The organism is Pseudomonas sp. RSB 5.4, from assembly GCF_037126175.1.
Classification (GTDB): Bacteria; Pseudomonadota; Gammaproteobacteria; order Pseudomonadales; family Pseudomonadaceae; genus Aquipseudomonas; species Aquipseudomonas fluorescens_H.
Map to the genome: position 1 here is coordinate 2026115 of NZ_CP146986.1, position 17160 is coordinate 2043274.

The window sequence follows — 17160 nt, forward strand, 5'->3', positions numbered from 1 at the left end:
CGACATGATCGAACCCGGCATTTACAAAGACGTCATGAGCTCGTTTCCGTCCGGGGTCACGGTGGTCACCACCCTCGACCCGGAGGGCGCCATCGTCGGCATCACCGCCAGCGCCTTCAGCGCGCTGTCGATTGATCCGGCGCTGGTGCTGTTCTGCCCCAACTACGCTTCCGACACCTACCCGGTGCTGCGCGACAGCAAGAAATTCGCAATCCATTTGCTGTCCGCCGACCAGACCGCCGAGGCCTACGCTTTCGCCGGTAAAGGCAAGGACAAGGCCAAGCACATCGAGTGGCATTTGAGCGAACTCGGTAACCCGATCCTCGCCAAGGCCACGGCGATCATCGAGTGCGAGTTGTGGCGTGAATACGACGGTGGTGATCACGCGATCATCGTAGGCGCGGTGAAGAACCTGATTCTGCCCGAACAGCCGGTGACGCCGATGATTTATCACAAGGGCAAGCTCGGACCTTTGCCGACATTGTCCTGATGGATACACACGTCCCCATGTGGGAGCGGGCTTGCTCGCGAATGCGGTGGATCATTCAACATTGATGTCGACTGACACGACGCCTTCGCGAGCAAGCCCGCTCCCACAAGGAGAACCAGGGTGACAGGAGGAATGATGAGTAATGACAAGTACGAAAAAGGCCTGAAGATCCGCACCCAGGTGCTGGGCGAAGCCTACGTGCAGCGTTCAATAGAGAACGCCGACGACTTCACCCGTCCATTGCAGGAGATGGTCACCGAATACTGCTGGGGCCATGTCTGGGGGCGTGAGGGTTTGTCGCTCAAGGAGCGCAGCATGATCAACCTGGCGATGATCTCGGCGCTCAACCGCCCGCACGAACTCAAGCTGCATGTGCGCGGCGCCTTGCGTAACGGCCTGAGTCGTGAGCAAATACGCGAAATTCTGCTTCAGGTCGGTATTTATTGCGGCGTCCCGGCAGCCGTGGACAGTTTCCGGCTCGCCCGTGAAGCCTTCGCCGAAGCCGACGCCGAGGCCTCCAGTTAACCCCTCGGCTGTTTTGATGCCCGTCTGGCATGGACAGCCACAGTAAAGAGCGGACCCCATGAAACGCCAGCCACTCGACGACAGCTTCAAGGTCAATCGCAACCCCGTTACCCTGCGCGAAATCGTGCTGGATAAACTGCGTAGCGCGATCATGAATTTCCAGCTCATGCCCGGTGATCGTCTGGTGGAGCGCGATCTGTGCGATCGCCTCGGTGTCAGCCGTACATCGGTGCGCGAAGCCTTGCGTCACCTGGAGTCCGAAGGTCTGGTCGAGTTCGCCGATGCCAAAGGCCCACGGGTGGCGATCATCACCCTCGCCGATGCGGTCGACATCTACGAGCTGCGCTGCGTGCTCGAAGGCCTGATCGTCCAGTTGTTCACCCTGCGCGCCAAGGCCAAGGACATCAAGGCCCTGGAAAAAGCCCTCGACGAGAACCGCAAGGCACTCAAGGACGGCGAACTGCAACAGGTGATCGACTCGGTGCAGGGTTTCTACGACGTGCTGCTCGAAGGCTCGGGCAACCATGTCGCGGCCACTCAACTGCGCCAGTTGCAGGCACGCATCAGCTACCTGCGGGCGACTTCGGTGTCCCAGGAAAACCGTCGCGGCGCGAGTAATCAGGAAATGGAAAAGATGGTCGAGGCGATCAAGAGCGGTGATGCGCTGGCGGCGCATCAGGCCTGCGTCGATCACGTGCGCGCCGCGGCCGCCGTGGCCCTCGATTACCTCAAGCGCAAACAGGAAGAGACCGGCGCGACGCCGAACATCACCCTGCCGATCGCGCTGAAAGAACCGCGCATAGGTCACTGACATGTTCAGCCCGAGCTTTTGCCCGAAATGCGGTGGCCCTGACCTCGGTCAGCAGGTACCGCCGGGCGATACGCACGAGCGCCTGATGTGCCGCGGCTGCGGCTACATCCACTACGTCAATCCGAAGATCATCGCCGGCTGCATTATCGAGCAGGACGGCAAATACCTCTTGTGCCAACGGGCGATCCCCCCGCGTCCGGGCACCTGGACACTGCCGGCCGGCTTCATGGAAAGCGGCGAAACCACCGAGCAGGCGGCGCTGCGTGAAGTCTGGGAAGAAAGCGGCGTGCGCGCGGAAATCGTCTCGCCCTACTCGATTTTCAGCGTGCCGAAGATCAGCGAGGTGTACATCATCTTCCGCGCCCTCGCGCTGGAGATCACCGGCCAGTTCGGCCCTGAGACCATGGACTACAAGTTCTTCGCCCCCGAAGACATTCCGTGGGACAAGATCTATTACCCGGCGATCCGGCAGATCCTCGAGCGCTATATCGAGGAGCGTCAGGCCGGGGTGTATGGGATCTATATGGGCAATGATGACAGCGGGAAAATCCACTTTATCCGCTAACGATCACCGACGCCCCTGTGGGAGCGGGCTTGCTCGCGAATGCGGTCAATCATTCAACATTTCTATCGACTGACACGACGCCTTCGCGAGCAAGCCCGCTCCCACAGGGGATTTGGGATGTTGCTTAAAGTGGAGCAATGCCCTCGACAATGACGATCTCCGCCCTCGCCCATTCCTCGCGATAACGTTTCGCCTCCTGATACGCCGCCGAGTGGTAGCACGCCAGCGCCTGCTCGTAGCTCTCGAACTCGATCACCACGCTACGCTGAGGCGTAGCCCTGCCCTCCACCGCCTGGCTGCGCCCGCCCCTGGCCAGAAACTTGGCGCCGAATTCGGCAAACGCCTTCGGTGCGCGCTGGGTGTATTGGCTGTAGTGCTCGGCATCGTCGACATCCACGTGGGCAATCCAGTACGCCTTCATAGTGACCTCTTTGTTGATTTTGTATTATGGTATACCAATATATTTCCAACAAACCCTGAGAGTCCAGCATGGCCTTCAACAGCATCGAAGAAATCCTCGAAGATTATCGCCTCGGCAAAATGGTCCTGCTGGTCGATGACGAAGATCGGGAAAACGAAGGCGACCTGCTGCTGGCCGCCGACTGCTGCACACCCGAGGCGATCAGCTTCATGGCGCGTGAGGCGCGCGGGCTGATTTGCCTGACACTGACCGACGAACACTGCCAGCGCCTGGGCCTTGAGCAAATGGTGCCGAGCAACGGCAGCGTGTTCAGCACCGCGTTTACCGTGTCGATTGAAGCGGCAGTCGGCGTCACCACCGGCATCTCTGCGGCTGACCGCGCGCGAACGGTCGCTGCCGCGGTGGCGAAAGACGCCCGTGCTGAAGACCTGGTGCAACCCGGGCACATCTTCCCGCTGCGCGCCAAGGAAGGCGGCGTGCTGACCCGCGCCGGCCACACCGAGGCCGGATGCGATCTGGCGCGCCTCGCCGGTTTCACCCCGGCCTCGGTGATCGTCGAGGTGATGAACGATGACGGCACCATGGCTCGCCGGCCCGATCTGGAAGTGTTTGCGCGCAAGCACGGGATCAGGATCGGCACCATCGCTGACCTGATCCACTACCGTCTGAGCACCGAGCACACCATTGAACGCATCGGCGAGCGTGAACTGCCGACGGTGCATGGCACTTTCCGTTTGATCACTTTCGAAGACCGCATCGAGGGTGGCGTGCACATGGCGATGGTCATGGGCGATCTGCGTCGCGAAGAGCCGACGCTGGTGCGCGTGCATGTGATCGATCCGCTGCGTGATCTGGTCGGCGCCGAATACAGCGGGCCGAGCAACTGGACGCTGTGGGCGGCGCTGCAGCGGGTCGCGGCTGAAGGGCACGGGGTTGTGGTGGTGTTGGCCAATCATGAATCGTCCCAGGCGCTGCTGGAGCGCGTGCCGCAATTGACCCAGCCGCCGCGACAGTTCAGTCGTTCGCAATCGCGGATTTATTCGGAGGTCGGTACCGGGGCGCAGATTCTGCAGAACCTGGGGGTGGGCAAGCTGCGGCATCTGGGGCCGCCACTCAAATATGCGGGGCTGACCGGGTATGACCTGGAGGTGGTAGAGAGTATCCCCTTCAGCGAATAACTCCACAGAACACCACGCTCCCCTGTGGGAGGGGGCTTGCTCCCGAAGGCGCCGTATCAGTCGACATCAATGTTGAATGACCCAACGCATTCGCGAGCAAGCCCGCTCCCACAAGGGGTTTTGCGTTTCAGCCCCATTTCCTCGAACGACAAAAAATGGCTCCGCCAGATAACCGGTAAGGCAAAGTGCTTGCACAAAGTTTGGAATACCATAATATGATATTCCATAGACCGAGCGACCTGAAAAACCGTCCGGCTACTGCTCCCGACAGGCGGGCAACAACGCAAGCCCGCTCAAAAACACAACAATGAGGGCGTGAAAATGGTGTTGAACAAAGCTGCAACCGCAATCCTTTTTGCGGGACTGCTGAGCGTGACCGGCCAGGCTGCAATGGCCGCCGAAAGCGTGAACTTCGTCAGCTGGGGCGGTAGCACCCAGGATGCGCAGAAACAGGCCTGGGCCGATCCGTTCAGCAAAGCCAGCGGCATCACCGTGGTGCAGGACGGCCCGACCGACTACGGCAAACTCAAGGCCATGGTCGAAAGCGGCAACGTGCAATGGGACGTGGTCGATGTCGAAGCCGATTTCGCCCTGCGCGCCGCGGCCGAAGGCCTGCTCGAACCCCTCGACTTCAAAGTCATTCAGCGCGACAAGATCGACCCGCGTTTCGTCAGCGATTACGGCGTCGGCTCGTTCTTCTTCTCCTTCGTCCTCGGCTACAACGAAGGCAAGCTCGGCGCGGCCAAGCCGCAAGACTGGACCGCGCTGTTCGACACCAAGACCTACCCCGGCAAACGCGCCCTGTACAAATGGCCAAGCCCCGGCGTGCTCGAACTGGCGCTGCTGGCCGACGGCGTGCCGGCCGACAAGCTCTACCCGCTGGACCTTGATCGCGCCTTCAAGAAACTCGACACCATCAAGAAAGACATCGTCTGGTGGGGCGGCGGCGCGCAGTCGCAGCAACTGCTGGCCTCCGGTGAAGCGAGCATGGGCCAGTTCTGGAACGGCCGCATTCACGCCCTGCAGGAAGACGGCGCCCCCGTCGGCGTGAGCTGGAAACAGAACCTGGTCATGGCCGACATTCTGGTGATTCCAAAAGGCTCGAAAAACAAGGACGCGGCGATGAAGTTCCTGGCCAATGCCAGCAGTGCCAAAGGCCAGGCCGACTTCTCCAACCTGACCGCCTACGCCCCGGTCAACGTCGACAGCGTGGCGCGCCTGGACTCGGTGCTGGCCCCGAACCTGCCGACTGCCTACGCTAAGGATCAGATCACTCTTGATTTCGCGTACTGGGCCAAGAACGGTCAAGCCATCGCGACACGGTGGAACGAATGGCTGGTCAAATGAAAATGGCGGCCACCGCGTCCCGTCCCTCCACTGCCACCGGGAGCGCCACGAGCGCTGCCGGTCCGGCCACAGGCAAGGCGAGTGCAATGGCGCAAGCCCCGTCCCTCAGACAACGCTGGCGCGGCGCCGGCAACCTCGTCCCGGCACTGCTGTTCCTCGGCCTGTTCTTTCTCGCGCCGTTGATTGGCCTGCTGTTGCGCGGCGTGCTGGAACCGACCCCGGGCCTTGGCAACTATGAACAACTGTTCGCCAACTCGGCGTATGCACGGGTGCTGCTCAACACCTTTTCGGTGGCCGGACTGGTAACGATTTTCAGCCTGTTGCTGGGCTTTCCGCTGGCCTGGGCGATCACCCTGGTACCGCGCGGCTGGGGCCGCTGGATTCTCAACATCGTGTTGCTGTCGATGTGGACCAGCCTGCTCGCCCGCACCTATTCGTGGCTGGTGCTGCTGCAAGCCTCGGGCGTGATCAACAAGGCGCTGATGGCGCTGGGGATCATCGATCAGCCGCTGGAAATGGTGCACAACCTGACCGGCGTGGTGATCGGCATGAGTTACATCATGATCCCGTTCATCGTCCTGCCGTTGCAGGCGACCATGCAGGCCATCGACCCGATGATCCTGCAGGCCGGCTCGATCTGCGGCGCGAGTCCCTGGACCAATTTCTTCCGGGTGTTCCTGCCGCTGTGCCGGCCGGGTCTGGCATCCGGCGGGTTGATGGTGTTCGTGATGTCGCTCGGGTACTACGTCACCCCGGCGCTGCTCGGCGGGGCGCAGAACATGATGCTGCCGGAGTTCATCATTCAGCAGGTGCAATCGTTCCTCAACTGGGGCCTGGCCAGTGCCGGCGCCGCGTTGCTGATCGCGATCACCCTGGTGCTGTTCTACTTCTACCTGAAGCTTCAGCCGGAATCCCCGGTTGGCGCCAGCAACGCGAGGTAAGCCGAGATGCTCCTGACTCCCAATGCCATGAACCGCCGGATGCGTTTCGGGCTCTACGCCACCACCGGCCTGATCGGCTTGTTCCTGCTGTTGCCGATCGTGTTCATCGTCCTGCTGTCGTTCGGTTCGTCGCAGTGGCTGGTGTTCCCGCCGCCGGGCTGGACGCTGAAATGGTACGGCCAGTTCTTCTCCAACGCCGACTGGATGAACGCCGCTGCGGCCAGCCTCAAGGTTGCCGTGCTGACCACGATCTGCGCCGTGGCCCTCGGTTTGCCAACCGCGTTTGCTCTGGTGCGCGGACGCTTCCCCGGCCGGGAAATGCTTTACGGTCTGTTCACCCTGCCGATGATCGTGCCGCTGGTGATCATCGCGGTGGCGGTGTACGCGCTGTTTCTCAAGCTCGGTTACACCGGGACCCTGTTCGCCTTCGTGGTCAGCCATGTGATCGTCGCGCTGCCGTTCACCATCATCTCGATCATCAACTCGCTGAAGCTGTTCGATCAGTCGATTGAAGACGCGGCGGTGATCTGCGGCGCCTCACGCCTGCAAGCGGTGTTCAAGGTGACCTTTCCGGCGATCCGCCCGGGCATGGTCGCCGGCGCCCTCTTCGCCTTTCTGGTTTCGTGGGACGAAGTGGTGCTCAGCGTGATGATGGCCAGTCCGACCCTGCAAACCCTTCCCGTGAAAATGTGGACCACCCTGCGCCAGGACCTGACCCCGGTGATCGCCGTCGCTTCGACGCTGCTGATCGGCCTGTCGGTGTTGGTCATGGTGATCGCCGCCGCGCTGCGCCGGCGCAACGAAATCAGCGCCTGAGCGCCCAGGAGTACGACATGAGTGCCGTGATCAAAGACGCATCCCAGCAGAACGACAAACCCCTGGTCAGCCTGCGCAATCTGAACAAGCACTACGGCGACTTTGCCGCCGTCGACAACATCTCGCTGGACATCAAGGACGGCGAGTTCCTGACCTTCCTCGGTTCCAGCGGCTCGGGCAAAAGCACCACGCTGTCGATGCTCGCCGGGTTCGAAACCCCGAGCAGCGGCGAGATCCTGGTCAACGGTCAGTCGCTGGTCAACGTGCCGCCGCACAAACGCGACATCGGCATGGTGTTCCAGCGCTATTCGCTGTTCCCGCATCTGTCGGTGCGCGACAACATCGCTTTCCCGTTGGCGATTCGCAAACTCGCTGCCGCCGAACGTGACAAGCGTGTCGATGCGATGTTGAAACTGGTGCAGCTCGAACAATTCGCCCATCGCCGCCCTTCGCAGTTGTCTGGCGGACAACAGCAACGCGTCGCCATCGCCCGGGCGCTGGTCTATGAGCCACGCATCCTGCTGATGGACGAACCGCTCGGCGCGCTGGATAAAAAACTGCGTGAAGACTTGCAGGATGAACTGCGCCAGCTGCATCGGCGCCTGGGCATCACCATCGTCTACGTCACCCACGATCAGGAAGAAGCGATGCGTCTGTCGCAGCGCATCGCGATTTTCAGTCACGGCAAGATTGTTGGTTTGGGCAGCGGTTATGACCTGTATCAGAACCCGCCGAATGCGTTTGTCGCGTCGTTCCTCGGCAACTCGAACTTCCTCAAGCTCAAGGCGCAAGGCAATGCGGCGGCGAGCTTTGAGGGGCAGTCGTTGTCGATTCGCCTGACCGCCGGCTTGCACACCGAGCAGGATGTGCTGCTGATGGTGCGGCCGGAAAAGGCTGTGGCGCTGAGCGTACAGCAGGCGAGCGAGGAGCCGTTGGCAGCGGGTTGGAATGAAGTGTCGGCCAAGGTCGTGGAGGTGCTGTTTCTCGGCGAAAGCCAGACCTGCAGCGTGGTGACGTCGGGCGGTACTTCGATGACGGTTAAAGCGCTGTCGGCGGCGGGCATGCCGCTCAAGGCTGGCGAACCGGTGCGAGTGCGCTGGGCGACGGCGGACGCCTGCGTCTACACCGAATGGACCGACAGCGACCTCAACAAAGCCGCCGGCGCCCACTGAGGATCTCGGTAACCCCGCAAATCCCCTTGTGGGAGCGGGCTTGCTCGCGAAGACGGTGTGTCAGTCACTGTTTATGTTGAATGACACACCGTCTTCGCGAGCAAGCCCGCTCCCACAGTTTTTTGTGGCGCTTAGTTAATCGGTGCAAATCCTTCAATCTGATCCGGCCACGCCGTCAGGATTTCAAAACCCGTCTCCGTCACCGCGACCATATGCTCCCACTGCGCCGACAGCGAGCCATCCTTGGTCAGCACCGTCCAGCCGTCCGGCATGTTCTTCACATGGCGCTTGCCGGCATTGAGCATGGGTTCGACGGTGAAGATCATCCCCGCCTTGAGCTTCATGCCCTGATTGGGAAAGCCGTAATGCAGGATCTGCGGTTCATCGTGATACACCTTGCCAATGCCATGCCCGCAATACTCGCGCACCACGCTGAAACCTTCGCTCTCCGCCAGGCTCTGGATCGCATGACCGATGTCGCCCAGTGTCGCGCCCGGACGCACCATGCGGATGCCCGCGCACATCGCGTCGTAGGTGGTTTTGATCAGGTGTTGTGCTTCAGGCGTCGCCTCGCCGACCACGTACATGCGGCTGGTGTCGCCGAACCAGCCATCCTTGATTACCGCGATGTCGAGGTTGACGATGTCGCCATCCTTCAGCGGCGTGCCCGACGGGATGCCGTGGCACACCACATCGTTGACCGAGGCGCAGACGGTTTTCGGGAAGCCGTGATAACCGACGTTGGCCGGAATCGCTTTCTGCACGTTGACGATGTAGTCGTTGCACAACCGATCCAGCTCATCGGTAGTCACCCCGGCCTTGACGTGCGGCACCAGCATCGCCAGCACGTCGGCGGCCAGCTTGCCGGCAGCACGGGACTGGGCGATTTCGGCGGGGGTATTGATCTTGATCTGGTTTCTCATGCGCTGACGGCTTCCTGAGTCAGTTGATGCAGATCCAGCCCGCCGTTCTGTTCGGCGCGGATCAGCAAGCGGCAAATGGCGCTGTGGTCGAGGTTGGGGTGCAGCTCGGCGAGCATGCCGATGCGCATCCAGTGCTCGGCCTGCGCGTTGATCGAGCGGCTGAGTGCGTTGCTGGAGATGCGCAGGTTCTCGTGCATGTCTTCTGAAATCTTTACGATGCCCATATCCGATTCCGATACGAAGTGTATATGGATCGTATATTAGCCAGACGACGGCCACGATTGCAAACCTTGCGTGGGATTGCCAAATCGCGGGCAAAAAAAAGCTGCCCAAAGAGGCAGCAAAAACTTTAAGAACACGCGATGTATTGGGGTCAGGATAGTCGCCGGATAATGACAGTGTCATGACAGCCGATAATTCACTGAACCGCCCCTGCCCCGTCATCAGGATGTCATCAACCGCACCGCAGAATCCTCGCAAACCGTCTTGAGCCTTCGACGGATGCTTTGCAGGGATTCCCATGAAAGAAGACGCCTCGCTGTTTGCCGCCATCGACCTGGGTTCGAATGCGTTTCGGATGATGATCGGTCAGTCGGTGCGCAGTCGTAAGGGTTTCATGATTCAGGAGGTCAAAACCCTGCGTGAACCGGTGCGGTTGGCCGAGGGCTTCGATGGCGGTGCGCTGGACGAAATGGCGCTGGATCGTGGCTGGCAGGCGCTGGCGCGGTTCGGCAAGAAACTGCGCGGCTTCGAGGCCGGCAAGGTGCGGGCAGTGGCGACCAGCGCGGTGCGCGAGGCCGACAATGCACAGTTGTTTCTGCACAGTGCCGAACGTCATCTGGGCTTTCGCATCGACGTCATCTCCGGCCATGAAGAGGCGCGACTGGTCTATGCCGGCGTCGCCCATACCCTGCCGGGCGCCGAAGACATGCGCCTGGTGGTCGACATCGGCGGTGGTTCCACCGAGCTGATTCTCGGCCAGGGTTCGCAGCCGCTACTCACCGAAAGCATCGCCATCGGCAGCGGCACTCTGGGCGCACGCTATTTCCCTGACGGACGCATTGCGCCCGGTGCACTGCAGGAAGCCGAGCGCGTGGCGATCCTGCAATTCGAGAAAGTCGCCCGCCGCTATCGCGCTCAGGGCTGGCAACAGACCATTGGTTCCTCCGGCACGGCGCGGATGCTGGCGAAGGTGCTCAAGGCCAATCGCTTGAACGATTTCGGTCAGGACGGCATTACCTATGGCGGGTTGTTGCGTTTGTCGCTGTTGCTGCTGAAAGTGAAGAACGTTCAGCAATTGAAACTGGCAGGTTTGCAGCCGCATCGCCAGAGCATTTTGCCCGGTGGGCTGGTGCTGATGCTGGCGGCGTTCAAGGTGTTTGGGATTTCGCAGATGGTGCCGTCGGAACCGGGGCTGCGCCTCGGTGTGTTGCACGGTTTGATGAGCCGTCACTGACACCCTACACACTCCAGTGTGGGAGCGGGCTTGCTCGCGAAGGCGGAGTGTCAGTCGAAAATTATTTAGCTGACACTCCGCTTTCGCGAGCAAGCCCGCTCCCACAGAGACGGAGTTAGCGCTTTACGCCAGTTCTTTGCGCAACTGCCGGGCAGCGGCAACCATGTGCACCAGCGCCGCTTCTGTCTCCGGCCAGCCACGGGTTTTCAAGCCGCAATCCGGATTGACCCACAACCGCTCCGCCGGAATCCGCTGCGCCGCCTTGCGCAGCAGGTTGGCCATCTCCGAAGCATCCGGCACCCGTGGCGAGTGAATGTCGTAGACGCCTGGGCCGATCTCGTTCGGGTAATCGAAGGCCTCGAACGCCTCCAGCAGTTCCATGTCCGAGCGCGAGGTTTCGATGGTGATCACGTCGGCGTCCATCGCCGCGATGGACTCGATCACATCATTGAACTCGCTGTAGCACATGTGCGTATGGATCTGCGTTTCATCGCGTACACCGGAGGCACATAGGCGGAACGCTTCGGTTGCCCAGTCCAGATAGTGCTGCCATTGCGCGCGGCGCAGCGGCAGACCTTCGCGAAATGCGGCTTCGTCGATCTGCACGATCCTGATCCCGGCGGCTTCCAGATCCACCACTTCGTCACGGAGCGCCAGCGCCAGTTGCCGCGCCTGCACTTCACGGGACACATCTTCGCGCGGGAACGACCACATCAGCATGGTCACAGGTCCCGTCAGCATGCCTTTCATGACCTTGCCGGTCAGGCCCTGCGCGTAGCGAATCCACTCCACGGTCATGGCTTGCGGACGGCTCAAATCACCGAAGATCACCGCCGGTTTCACGCAGCGCGAACCGTAGCTCTGTACCCAGCCAAAACGGGTGAACGCATAGCCGTCGAGTTGCTCGGCGAAGTACTCGACCATGTCGTTGCGCTCGGCTTCTCCGTGCACCAGCACATCAAGGCCCAACTGTTCCTGGATTTGCACGGCGTGGCGAATTTCGCTGTACATGGCTTCGGTGTATTCGGCTTCGCTCAGTTTGCCTAGCTTGAACGACTGCCGCGCCAGACGGATCGACGCGGTTTGCGGGAACGAACCGATAGTCGTGGTCGGAAACAGCGGCAGATCAAGACCGGCGCGTTGCTGGGCAATGCGCTGGGTAAATGGCGATTGGCGCTGACTGTCCTGCGCGGTAATGGCCGCCACACGGGCCTGCACCGCCGGTTTATGAATGCGTGGCGAGGCGGCGCGACTGGTCTGCACCGAGCGACTTTGGGCCAAGGCGCGCAGCACTTTCGGCGCTTCCGGCTGGTTGACCGCCTGCGCCAGCACGGCGACTTCCTCGCACTTCTGCACGGCAAACGCCAGCCAGCTTTTCAGCTCGGCATCGAGTTTGTCTTCGCGGCCCAGATCCACCGGGCTGTGCAGCAACGAGCAGGACGGCGCGACCCACAGGCGATCACCCAGACGCTCATGTGCGTGCTGCAAAGTCGCCAGCGCATGTTCCAGATCGCAGCGCCAGACGTTGCGGCCGTTGACCACACCCAGCGACAACACTTTGTAGGTCGGCAGGCGATCAAGGATGGTCGGATACTGTTCCGCTGCACGCACCAGATCGATGTGCAGGCCATCGACCGGCAGATTGGCGGCCAGACCGAGGTTTTCTTCCAGACCACCGAAGTAGGTGGCGAGCAGTTTCTTCAGCGGATCACGCTGGATCTGGTTGTAGGCACGCTCGAAAGCGTTCTTCCACTCCTGCGGCAGATCGAGCACCAGAATCGGCTCGTCGATCTGCACCCATTCCACACCGAGGGCGGCCAGCCGCGCGAAGATCTGCCCGTACAGCGGCAGCAGGCGATCGAGCAGTTCCAGCTTGTCGAACTCGGCGCCTTTGGCCTTGCCCAGCCACAGGTACGTCAGCGGGCCGATGATCACCGGTTTGACGTTATGCCCCAAGGCGCGGGCTTCTTCGACTTCTTCGAACAACTGTTCCCAACCGAGCTGGAATTGTTGATCAACGCTGAATTCCGGGACCAGATAGTGGTAGTTGGTGTCGAACCACTTGGTCATTTCCTGCGCGTGTGCACCGCCGCAGCAGCTGTCGCTGACGCCACGGGCCATGCTGAACAGGGTCTGCAGGCTGGCCTTGCCATCGTGCGGACGGAAACGCTCGGGGATCACCCCGAACATCAGCGAATGGGTCAGCACCTGGTCGTACCAGGCAAAATCCCCCACCGGCAGCAGCTCGATCCCGGCGTTCTTCTGCAACGCCCAGTGGGCCTTGCGCAACTCGCGACCCACTTCACGCAGGCCGGCCTCGTTCAGTTCTCCTTTCCAGAACGCCTCTTGCGCTTTTTTCAGTTCGCGGTCGCGACCGATGCGCGGAAATCCGAGGGAATGGGCCAGTGCCATGACAAACAACTCCAATGTTTTGTTGATGGCGGCCATTGTCGAGAACGAGCACTAGTGAGACAAACTCATTTTAATCTTGATGATCACAAGTTTCCCTCATGATCATTGATCAACTGCATTCCCGCTAAAAACACGGTTTGCCCTGCAGGATACTCCTGCGCGAATCAAGCGATCGAGCGCAGTCACGACGCCCTTTGAATACTCGATGGCGCCTAGATGTAAACCCTCTGAAACCGCGCCGTTGCAGGCTTCGATTCTGTTCTATGGTTAGATCGAAATGGATGTATCCGCGACCGGTTAAAGGTTGCGACAGATCATGTCTGAGCCTATGTTGCACGCGAGCTTTTCCCCGCGAATGGAACGCGATCAACACCACTACAAGAGGTGAAGAAATGTCAAAGGATTCACGCCCTGCCGTACTTGGGCTGATCGGCAATACGCCGCTGGTACAAGTTACCCGCTTCGATACCGGCCTCTGCACACTGTTTCTCAAACTGGAATCACAAAACCCCGGCGGCTCGATCAAGGACCGCATCGGTCTGGCGATGATCGATGCCGCTGAACGCGACGGCCGCCTGCAACCGGGCGGCACCATCGTCGAGGCCACCGCCGGCAACACCGGTCTGGGCCTGGCACTGGTCGGCCGCGCCAAAGGCTACCGCGTGGTGCTGGTCGTCCCGGACAAAATGTCCACCGAGAAAGTCCTGCACTTGAAAGCCATGGGCGCCGAAGTGCATATCACCCGCTCCGATGTAGGCAAGGGCCACCCCGAGTATTACCAGGACGTGGCTGCACGCCTGGCTAAAGACATTCCCGGCGCGTTTTTCGCCGACCAGTTCAACAACCCCGCCAACCCGCTGGCACACGAGTGCAGCACCGCGCCAGAAATCTGGGCGCAGACCGAGCATGATCTGGACGCGATCGTGGTCGGTGTCGGTTCCTCCGGCACCCTGACCGGCCTCAGCCGCTTCTTCAAACGGGTGCAACCGGATCTGGAAATGGTTCTCGCCGACCCGGTCGGTTCGGTGATGGCGCAATACAGCCGCGACGGCACGATGCCCACCCCCGGTTCATGGGCGGTAGAAGGCATCGGCGAAGATTTCATTCCGTCGATCACCGACCTCAGCAGCGTGCGCCACGCCTACTCGATCAGCGATGAAGAAAGCTTCGACCACGCGCGTCAGTTGTTGCGCGCCGAAGGCATTCTCGGTGGCTCGTCGACCGGTACCCTGCTCGCCGCCGCGCTGCGTTACTGCCGCGAACAGACCGAGCCGAAACGCGTGGTCAGCTTCGTCTGCGACACCGGCACGCGTTATCTGTCGAAGGTCTACAACGATCAGTGGATGACCGATCAGGGCCTGTTGCAGCGCAAACGCTATGGCGACCTGCGCGATCTGATCGCCCGGCGTTTCGAAGATGGCCGCGTGATCAGCGTCGGCCCCGACGACACCCTGCTGACCGCGTTTCAGCGCATGCGTCTGGCGGACGTTTCGCAGCTGCCGGTGCTGGTTGAAGGCAAACAACTGGTCGGCGTGATCGACGAATCGGACATCCTGCTGCCCGTGCACGAAGACGCTGCGCGCTTCAGTCAGTCCGTCTCCAGCGTGATGACCGACAAACTGCAAACCCTCGCCCCCGGTGCGCCCCTCTCTGAGCTGGAATCGGTGCTCAGTCGCGGCCTGGTGGCGATCATCGCCGACGCCTCGGGCTTCCACGGTCTGATCACCCGCACCGACATGCTCAACCAATTACGGAGATCCCTCGCATGAGTCAGCACGACGATAAATCCCAAGGCTTCGCGACCCGGGTGATCCACGCCGGGCAAGAGCCGGACCCGACCACCGGCGCGCTGATGCCGCCGATCTACGCCAACTCGACGTACCTGCAAGACAGCCCCGGCGTGCACAAGGGCTTCGACTACGGGCGTTCGCACAACCCGACGCGCTTTGCGCTGGAGCGCTGTGTGGCGGATCTGGAAGGTGGCACCCGGGCGTTCGCTTTCGCTTCCGGGCTGGCGACGATTTCCACTGTCCTCGAACTGATCGATGCCGGATCGCACGTGATCTCCGGCAATGACCTGTACGGCGGCACGTTCCGCCTGTTCGACAAGGTCCGTCAGCGCAGTGCCGGGCACCGTTTCAGCTACGTCGATCTGACTGACCTGGTGGCGTTCGAAGCGGCGCTGCAGGACGACACCCGTCTGGTCATTGTCGAGTCCCCGACCAACCCGCTGCTGAGCCTGTCGGATCTGGCTGCGATTGCGCGCATCTGCCGCGCACGCGGGATCATCAGCGTCGCCGACAACACCTTCGCCAGCCCGTATATCCAGCGTCCGCTGGAGCTGGGTTTCGACATCGTGCTGCACTCGACCACCAAGTACCTGAACGGTCACTCCGATGTGATCGGTGGTATCGCGGTGGTCGGTCAGAATGCCGAACTGGCGGACAGACTCGGCTTCCTGCAGAACGCGGTCGGCGCGATTTCCGGCCCGTTCGATGCGTTCCTGACCCTGCGCGGGGTAAAAACCCTGGCGCTGCGCATGGAGCGTCATTGCAGCAACGCGCTGGAACTGGCCAAGTGGCTGGAGCAGCAACCGCAGGTCAAACGTGTCTACTACCCGGGCCTGCCGTCGCACCCGCAGCATGAGTTGGCCAAACGGCAGATGCATGGTTTTGGCGGGATGATCTCGGTGGATCTGAACAGTGATCTGGAGGGCGCACGGCGTTTTCTGGAAAACGTGAAGATCTTTGCCCTGGCCGAAAGCCTGGGTGGCGTTGAAAGCCTGATCGAGCATCCGGCGATCATGACCCACGCGACCATTCCCGCTGAAACCCGCGCCAAACTGGGTATCGGCGATGGCCTGGTGCGTCTGTCGGTGGGTGTCGAAGACCTCGAAGACCTGCGCGCCGATCTGGCGTACGCGCTGACCAAAATCTGACCCTGCAACAACGACAAAGCCCGCAGCAATGCGGGCTTTGGTGTTCGAGTAGGCGGCCAGTGCTGGTCTCTGGCTTACAAGGTTTATCGGGCCTCTCACAGTACAAAAGCAACCATGGAAAAAGAGCGGTGCTTTGCTGCCTCACACGGCATAAGGGCTGGATCTCAGCGCGGAGATCTTTCTAACCGTGTACCCTTCGGAACGCGCCCCACGTCCCCTTGCTATCCGCTTGCGCATCAGTCTGCGTCTTCGCCTACACCCTTGAGCCTAGCAAAAGCCACAAGATCCGCCTCGGTGTTTTTAGACTGATTTCCTTTTTTGCACCGGCCTGCAAGGAAGCTAAACGACTATCGCCTCGGGCCGCACTAGCACATTTGTGCTAATCGACCGCCCCGCCCACCGGCGTTATATTCCCTCGCAACCCCCGATGCTCCCCACCATTGCCGCTGTGCAGTGCGCGGGATCGTTGTGCCTGGAAATCAGAACAACACCAAGGAAGAAACACCATGAAACTGCATTCCAACCTCTGCAGAGTGGCCATTGTCAGCGCTCTGCTGCTTGGCGCCAGCGGCTGCCAGACCGCCAAGCCCACCGAAGCCAGCATGAAAGAGCGCGCCCAGACGGTCATCGGTAAACCGGTGTCGAAAATCGACAACATCCGCAGCGACAGCACCCTCACCTACTACACCGCCTACACCCCGGCCGGCGAATACAACTGCGAGTTGCCCAGCGGCGCGATTGTCGCCGTGGCGAGCATGGGCATCATGAGCCCGCCACTGTCGTGCCTGCCGAAAGGCGCCTCACCGATTCCGTTCCAATAATCCCTCATCCCCGGTAAAGGACTACGTTCCATCATGAAAACCCTGATCGCAACTCTCACCCTCACCGCCCTCGCCCTGAGCGGCTGCGCCACGCCCAAACAGTGGGAGGCCACCGGCGGCAGCAAGAACGACGGTGTCGTCCAGGTCTCCTACGAATTGGGTCAGTTCGAAAGCGGCCAGACCAACGCCGCTCAAGGCCTGACTGTCGCGATGGAGCGCTGCAAGACCTGGGGCTACAAGAACGCCGAGGTGACCGGTTCGGAGAAAAATATCTGCCGCACCATGGGCCAGTTCAACTGCCTGCAAACCACCATCACTCAGGACTACCTCTGCAAGCGTTGAAA

The 17160-nt window shown here is 61.0% G+C and carries 18 protein-coding genes; 14 read left to right on the top strand and 4 right to left on the bottom strand.

What is annotated here, in order from left to right:
* The first annotated feature begins 4 nt into the window (after positions 1-4).
* The 4 genes from V9L13_RS08875 (at position 5) to V9L13_RS08890 (ending at position 2391) form a co-directional block, all read left to right on the top strand.
* Positions 5-490, top strand: coding sequence for a flavin reductase family protein (locus tag V9L13_RS08875; protein ID WP_103521806.1), 486 nt, complete (start codon positions 5-7; stop codon positions 488-490).
* Positions 491-625: 135 nt separating this feature from the next.
* Entirely contained in the window at positions 626-1015 is a 390-nt protein-coding gene (locus tag V9L13_RS08880; RefSeq protein WP_003225716.1) for a carboxymuconolactone decarboxylase family protein, read from the top strand.
* 58 nt (positions 1016-1073) lie between these two features.
* A complete protein-coding gene (locus tag V9L13_RS08885; RefSeq protein WP_045122494.1) occupies positions 1074-1826 on the top strand; it encodes a GntR family transcriptional regulator in 753 nt (250 codons plus the stop codon).
* A 1-nt stretch (position 1827) separates the two neighbouring features.
* Positions 1828-2391 carry an NUDIX hydrolase gene (locus V9L13_RS08890; RefSeq protein ID WP_338802237.1) on the top strand — a complete coding sequence of 188 codons (564 nt, stop codon included), beginning with the start codon at positions 1828-1830 and terminating at the stop codon, positions 2389-2391.
* 124 nt (positions 2392-2515) lie between these two features.
* Here the strand turns inward: V9L13_RS08890 and V9L13_RS08895 are convergent, their stop codons facing one another.
* Positions 2516-2812 (bottom strand): DUF1330 domain-containing protein, encoded by a 297-nt coding sequence (locus V9L13_RS08895; RefSeq protein WP_338802238.1) that lies wholly within the window; start codon positions 2810-2812, stop codon positions 2516-2518.
* A 68-nt stretch (positions 2813-2880) separates the two neighbouring features.
* Here V9L13_RS08895 and ribBA point away from each other — a divergent pair, with 68 nt between their 5' ends.
* The 5 genes from ribBA to V9L13_RS08920 all read left to right on the top strand — a co-directional run bounded on the left by ribBA (position 2881) and on the right by V9L13_RS08920 (position 8266).
* Positions 2881-3990 (top strand): bifunctional 3,4-dihydroxy-2-butanone-4-phosphate synthase/GTP cyclohydrolase II, encoded by a 1110-nt coding sequence (ribBA, locus tag V9L13_RS08900; protein WP_041062555.1) that lies wholly within the window; start codon positions 2881-2883, stop codon positions 3988-3990.
* A gap of 321 nt (positions 3991-4311) precedes the next feature.
* A complete protein-coding gene (locus V9L13_RS08905; protein WP_003225720.1) occupies positions 4312-5337 on the top strand; it encodes an ABC transporter substrate-binding protein in 1026 nt (341 codons plus the stop codon).
* The gene (locus V9L13_RS08910; RefSeq protein ID WP_003225721.1) at positions 5334-6278 is read left to right on the top strand and encodes an ABC transporter permease; all 945 of its coding nucleotides are present in this window, start codon (positions 5334-5336) and stop codon (positions 6276-6278) included. Before V9L13_RS08905 ends, V9L13_RS08910 begins: the two co-directional genes overlap by 4 nt.
* A gap of 6 nt (positions 6279-6284) precedes the next feature.
* Positions 6285-7094, top strand: coding sequence for an ABC transporter permease (locus V9L13_RS08915; protein ID WP_338802239.1), 810 nt, complete (start codon positions 6285-6287; stop codon positions 7092-7094).
* Between the two features lie 17 nt (positions 7095-7111).
* Positions 7112-8266, top strand: a complete 1155-nt coding sequence (locus V9L13_RS08920; protein ID WP_338802240.1) for an ABC transporter ATP-binding protein — start codon at positions 7112-7114, stop codon at positions 8264-8266.
* Between the two features lie 131 nt (positions 8267-8397).
* On the opposite strand, the gene map is transcribed toward V9L13_RS08920, so the two are convergent.
* Positions 8398-9189 (bottom strand): type I methionyl aminopeptidase, encoded by a 792-nt coding sequence (map, locus tag V9L13_RS08925; protein ID WP_103486468.1) that lies wholly within the window; start codon positions 9187-9189, stop codon positions 8398-8400.
* Positions 9186-9413: a ParD-like family protein gene (locus tag V9L13_RS08930; RefSeq protein ID WP_003225727.1), complete on the bottom strand. Its 228-nt coding sequence runs from the start codon at positions 9411-9413 to the stop codon at positions 9186-9188. Before V9L13_RS08930 ends, map begins: the two co-directional genes overlap by 4 nt.
* 296 nt (positions 9414-9709) lie before the next feature.
* Here V9L13_RS08930 and V9L13_RS08935 point away from each other — a divergent pair, with 296 nt between their 5' ends.
* Positions 9710-10645 (top strand): Ppx/GppA family phosphatase, encoded by a 936-nt coding sequence (locus V9L13_RS08935; protein WP_003225729.1) that lies wholly within the window; start codon positions 9710-9712, stop codon positions 10643-10645.
* A 123-nt stretch (positions 10646-10768) separates the two neighbouring features.
* Here the strand turns inward: V9L13_RS08935 and metE are convergent, their stop codons facing one another.
* On the bottom strand, positions 10769-13057 hold the full coding sequence (metE, locus tag V9L13_RS08940) for a 5-methyltetrahydropteroyltriglutamate--homocysteine S-methyltransferase (RefSeq protein ID WP_338802242.1): 2289 nt from the start codon (positions 13055-13057) through the stop codon (positions 10769-10771).
* A 392-nt stretch (positions 13058-13449) separates the two neighbouring features.
* Between metE and V9L13_RS08945 the strand changes: the two genes are divergently transcribed.
* From V9L13_RS08945 to yecR, 4 genes are all read left to right on the top strand, one after another.
* The gene (locus V9L13_RS08945) at positions 13450-14826 is read left to right on the top strand and encodes a pyridoxal-phosphate dependent enzyme (protein WP_338802243.1); all 1377 of its coding nucleotides are present in this window, start codon (positions 13450-13452) and stop codon (positions 14824-14826) included.
* Entirely contained in the window at positions 14823-15995 is a 1173-nt protein-coding gene (locus V9L13_RS08950) for a cystathionine gamma-synthase (protein WP_338802244.1), read from the top strand. The genes V9L13_RS08945 and V9L13_RS08950 overlap by 4 nt, the downstream gene beginning before the upstream one ends.
* Before the next feature lie 506 nt (positions 15996-16501).
* Positions 16502-16816 (top strand): hypothetical protein, encoded by a 315-nt coding sequence (locus V9L13_RS08955; RefSeq protein ID WP_003225735.1) that lies wholly within the window; start codon positions 16502-16504, stop codon positions 16814-16816.
* 33 nt (positions 16817-16849) lie between these two features.
* Positions 16850-17158 carry a YecR family lipoprotein gene (gene yecR, locus V9L13_RS08960; protein WP_003225737.1) on the top strand — a complete coding sequence of 103 codons (309 nt, stop codon included), beginning with the start codon at positions 16850-16852 and terminating at the stop codon, positions 17156-17158.
* Positions 17159-17160 lie beyond the last annotated feature (2 nt).

Excerpts from the sequence above, each read along its gene's own strand:
- V9L13_RS08890 (WP_338802237.1), top strand. The coding sequence starts at position 1,828 with ATGTTCAGCCCGAGCTTTTGCCCGAAATGCGGTGGCCCTGACCTCGGT.
- V9L13_RS08950 (WP_338802244.1), top strand. The coding sequence starts at position 14,823 with ATGAGTCAGCACGACGATAAATCCCAAGGCTTCGCGACCCGGGTGATC.
- V9L13_RS08955 (WP_003225735.1), top strand. The coding sequence starts at position 16,502 with ATGAAACTGCATTCCAACCTCTGCAGAGTGGCCATTGTCAGCGCTCTG.
- V9L13_RS08910 (WP_003225721.1), top strand. The coding sequence starts at position 5,334 with ATGAAAATGGCGGCCACCGCGTCCCGTCCCTCCACTGCCACCGGGAGC.
- V9L13_RS08945 (WP_338802243.1), top strand. The coding sequence starts at position 13,450 with ATGTCAAAGGATTCACGCCCTGCCGTACTTGGGCTGATCGGCAATACG.
- V9L13_RS08930 (WP_003225727.1), bottom strand. The coding sequence starts at position 9,413 with ATGGGCATCGTAAAGATTTCAGAAGACATGCACGAGAACCTGCGCATC.
- yecR (WP_003225737.1), top strand. The coding sequence starts at position 16,850 with ATGAAAACCCTGATCGCAACTCTCACCCTCACCGCCCTCGCCCTGAGC.
- ribBA (WP_041062555.1), top strand. The coding sequence starts at position 2,881 with ATGGCCTTCAACAGCATCGAAGAAATCCTCGAAGATTATCGCCTCGGC.
- V9L13_RS08875 (WP_103521806.1), top strand. The coding sequence starts at position 5 with ATGATCGAACCCGGCATTTACAAAGACGTCATGAGCTCGTTTCCGTCC.
- V9L13_RS08920 (WP_338802240.1), top strand. The coding sequence starts at position 7,112 with ATGAGTGCCGTGATCAAAGACGCATCCCAGCAGAACGACAAACCCCTG.
- V9L13_RS08915 (WP_338802239.1), top strand. The coding sequence starts at position 6,285 with ATGCTCCTGACTCCCAATGCCATGAACCGCCGGATGCGTTTCGGGCTC.
- V9L13_RS08895 (WP_338802238.1), bottom strand. The coding sequence starts at position 2,812 with ATGAAGGCGTACTGGATTGCCCACGTGGATGTCGACGATGCCGAGCAC.
- map (WP_103486468.1), bottom strand. The coding sequence starts at position 9,189 with ATGAGAAACCAGATCAAGATCAATACCCCCGCCGAAATCGCCCAGTCC.
- V9L13_RS08880 (WP_003225716.1), top strand. The coding sequence starts at position 626 with ATGAGTAATGACAAGTACGAAAAAGGCCTGAAGATCCGCACCCAGGTG.
- metE (WP_338802242.1), bottom strand. The coding sequence starts at position 13,057 with ATGGCACTGGCCCATTCCCTCGGATTTCCGCGCATCGGTCGCGACCGC.
- V9L13_RS08935 (WP_003225729.1), top strand. The coding sequence starts at position 9,710 with ATGAAAGAAGACGCCTCGCTGTTTGCCGCCATCGACCTGGGTTCGAAT.
- V9L13_RS08885 (WP_045122494.1), top strand. The coding sequence starts at position 1,074 with ATGAAACGCCAGCCACTCGACGACAGCTTCAAGGTCAATCGCAACCCC.
- V9L13_RS08905 (WP_003225720.1), top strand. The coding sequence starts at position 4,312 with ATGGTGTTGAACAAAGCTGCAACCGCAATCCTTTTTGCGGGACTGCTG.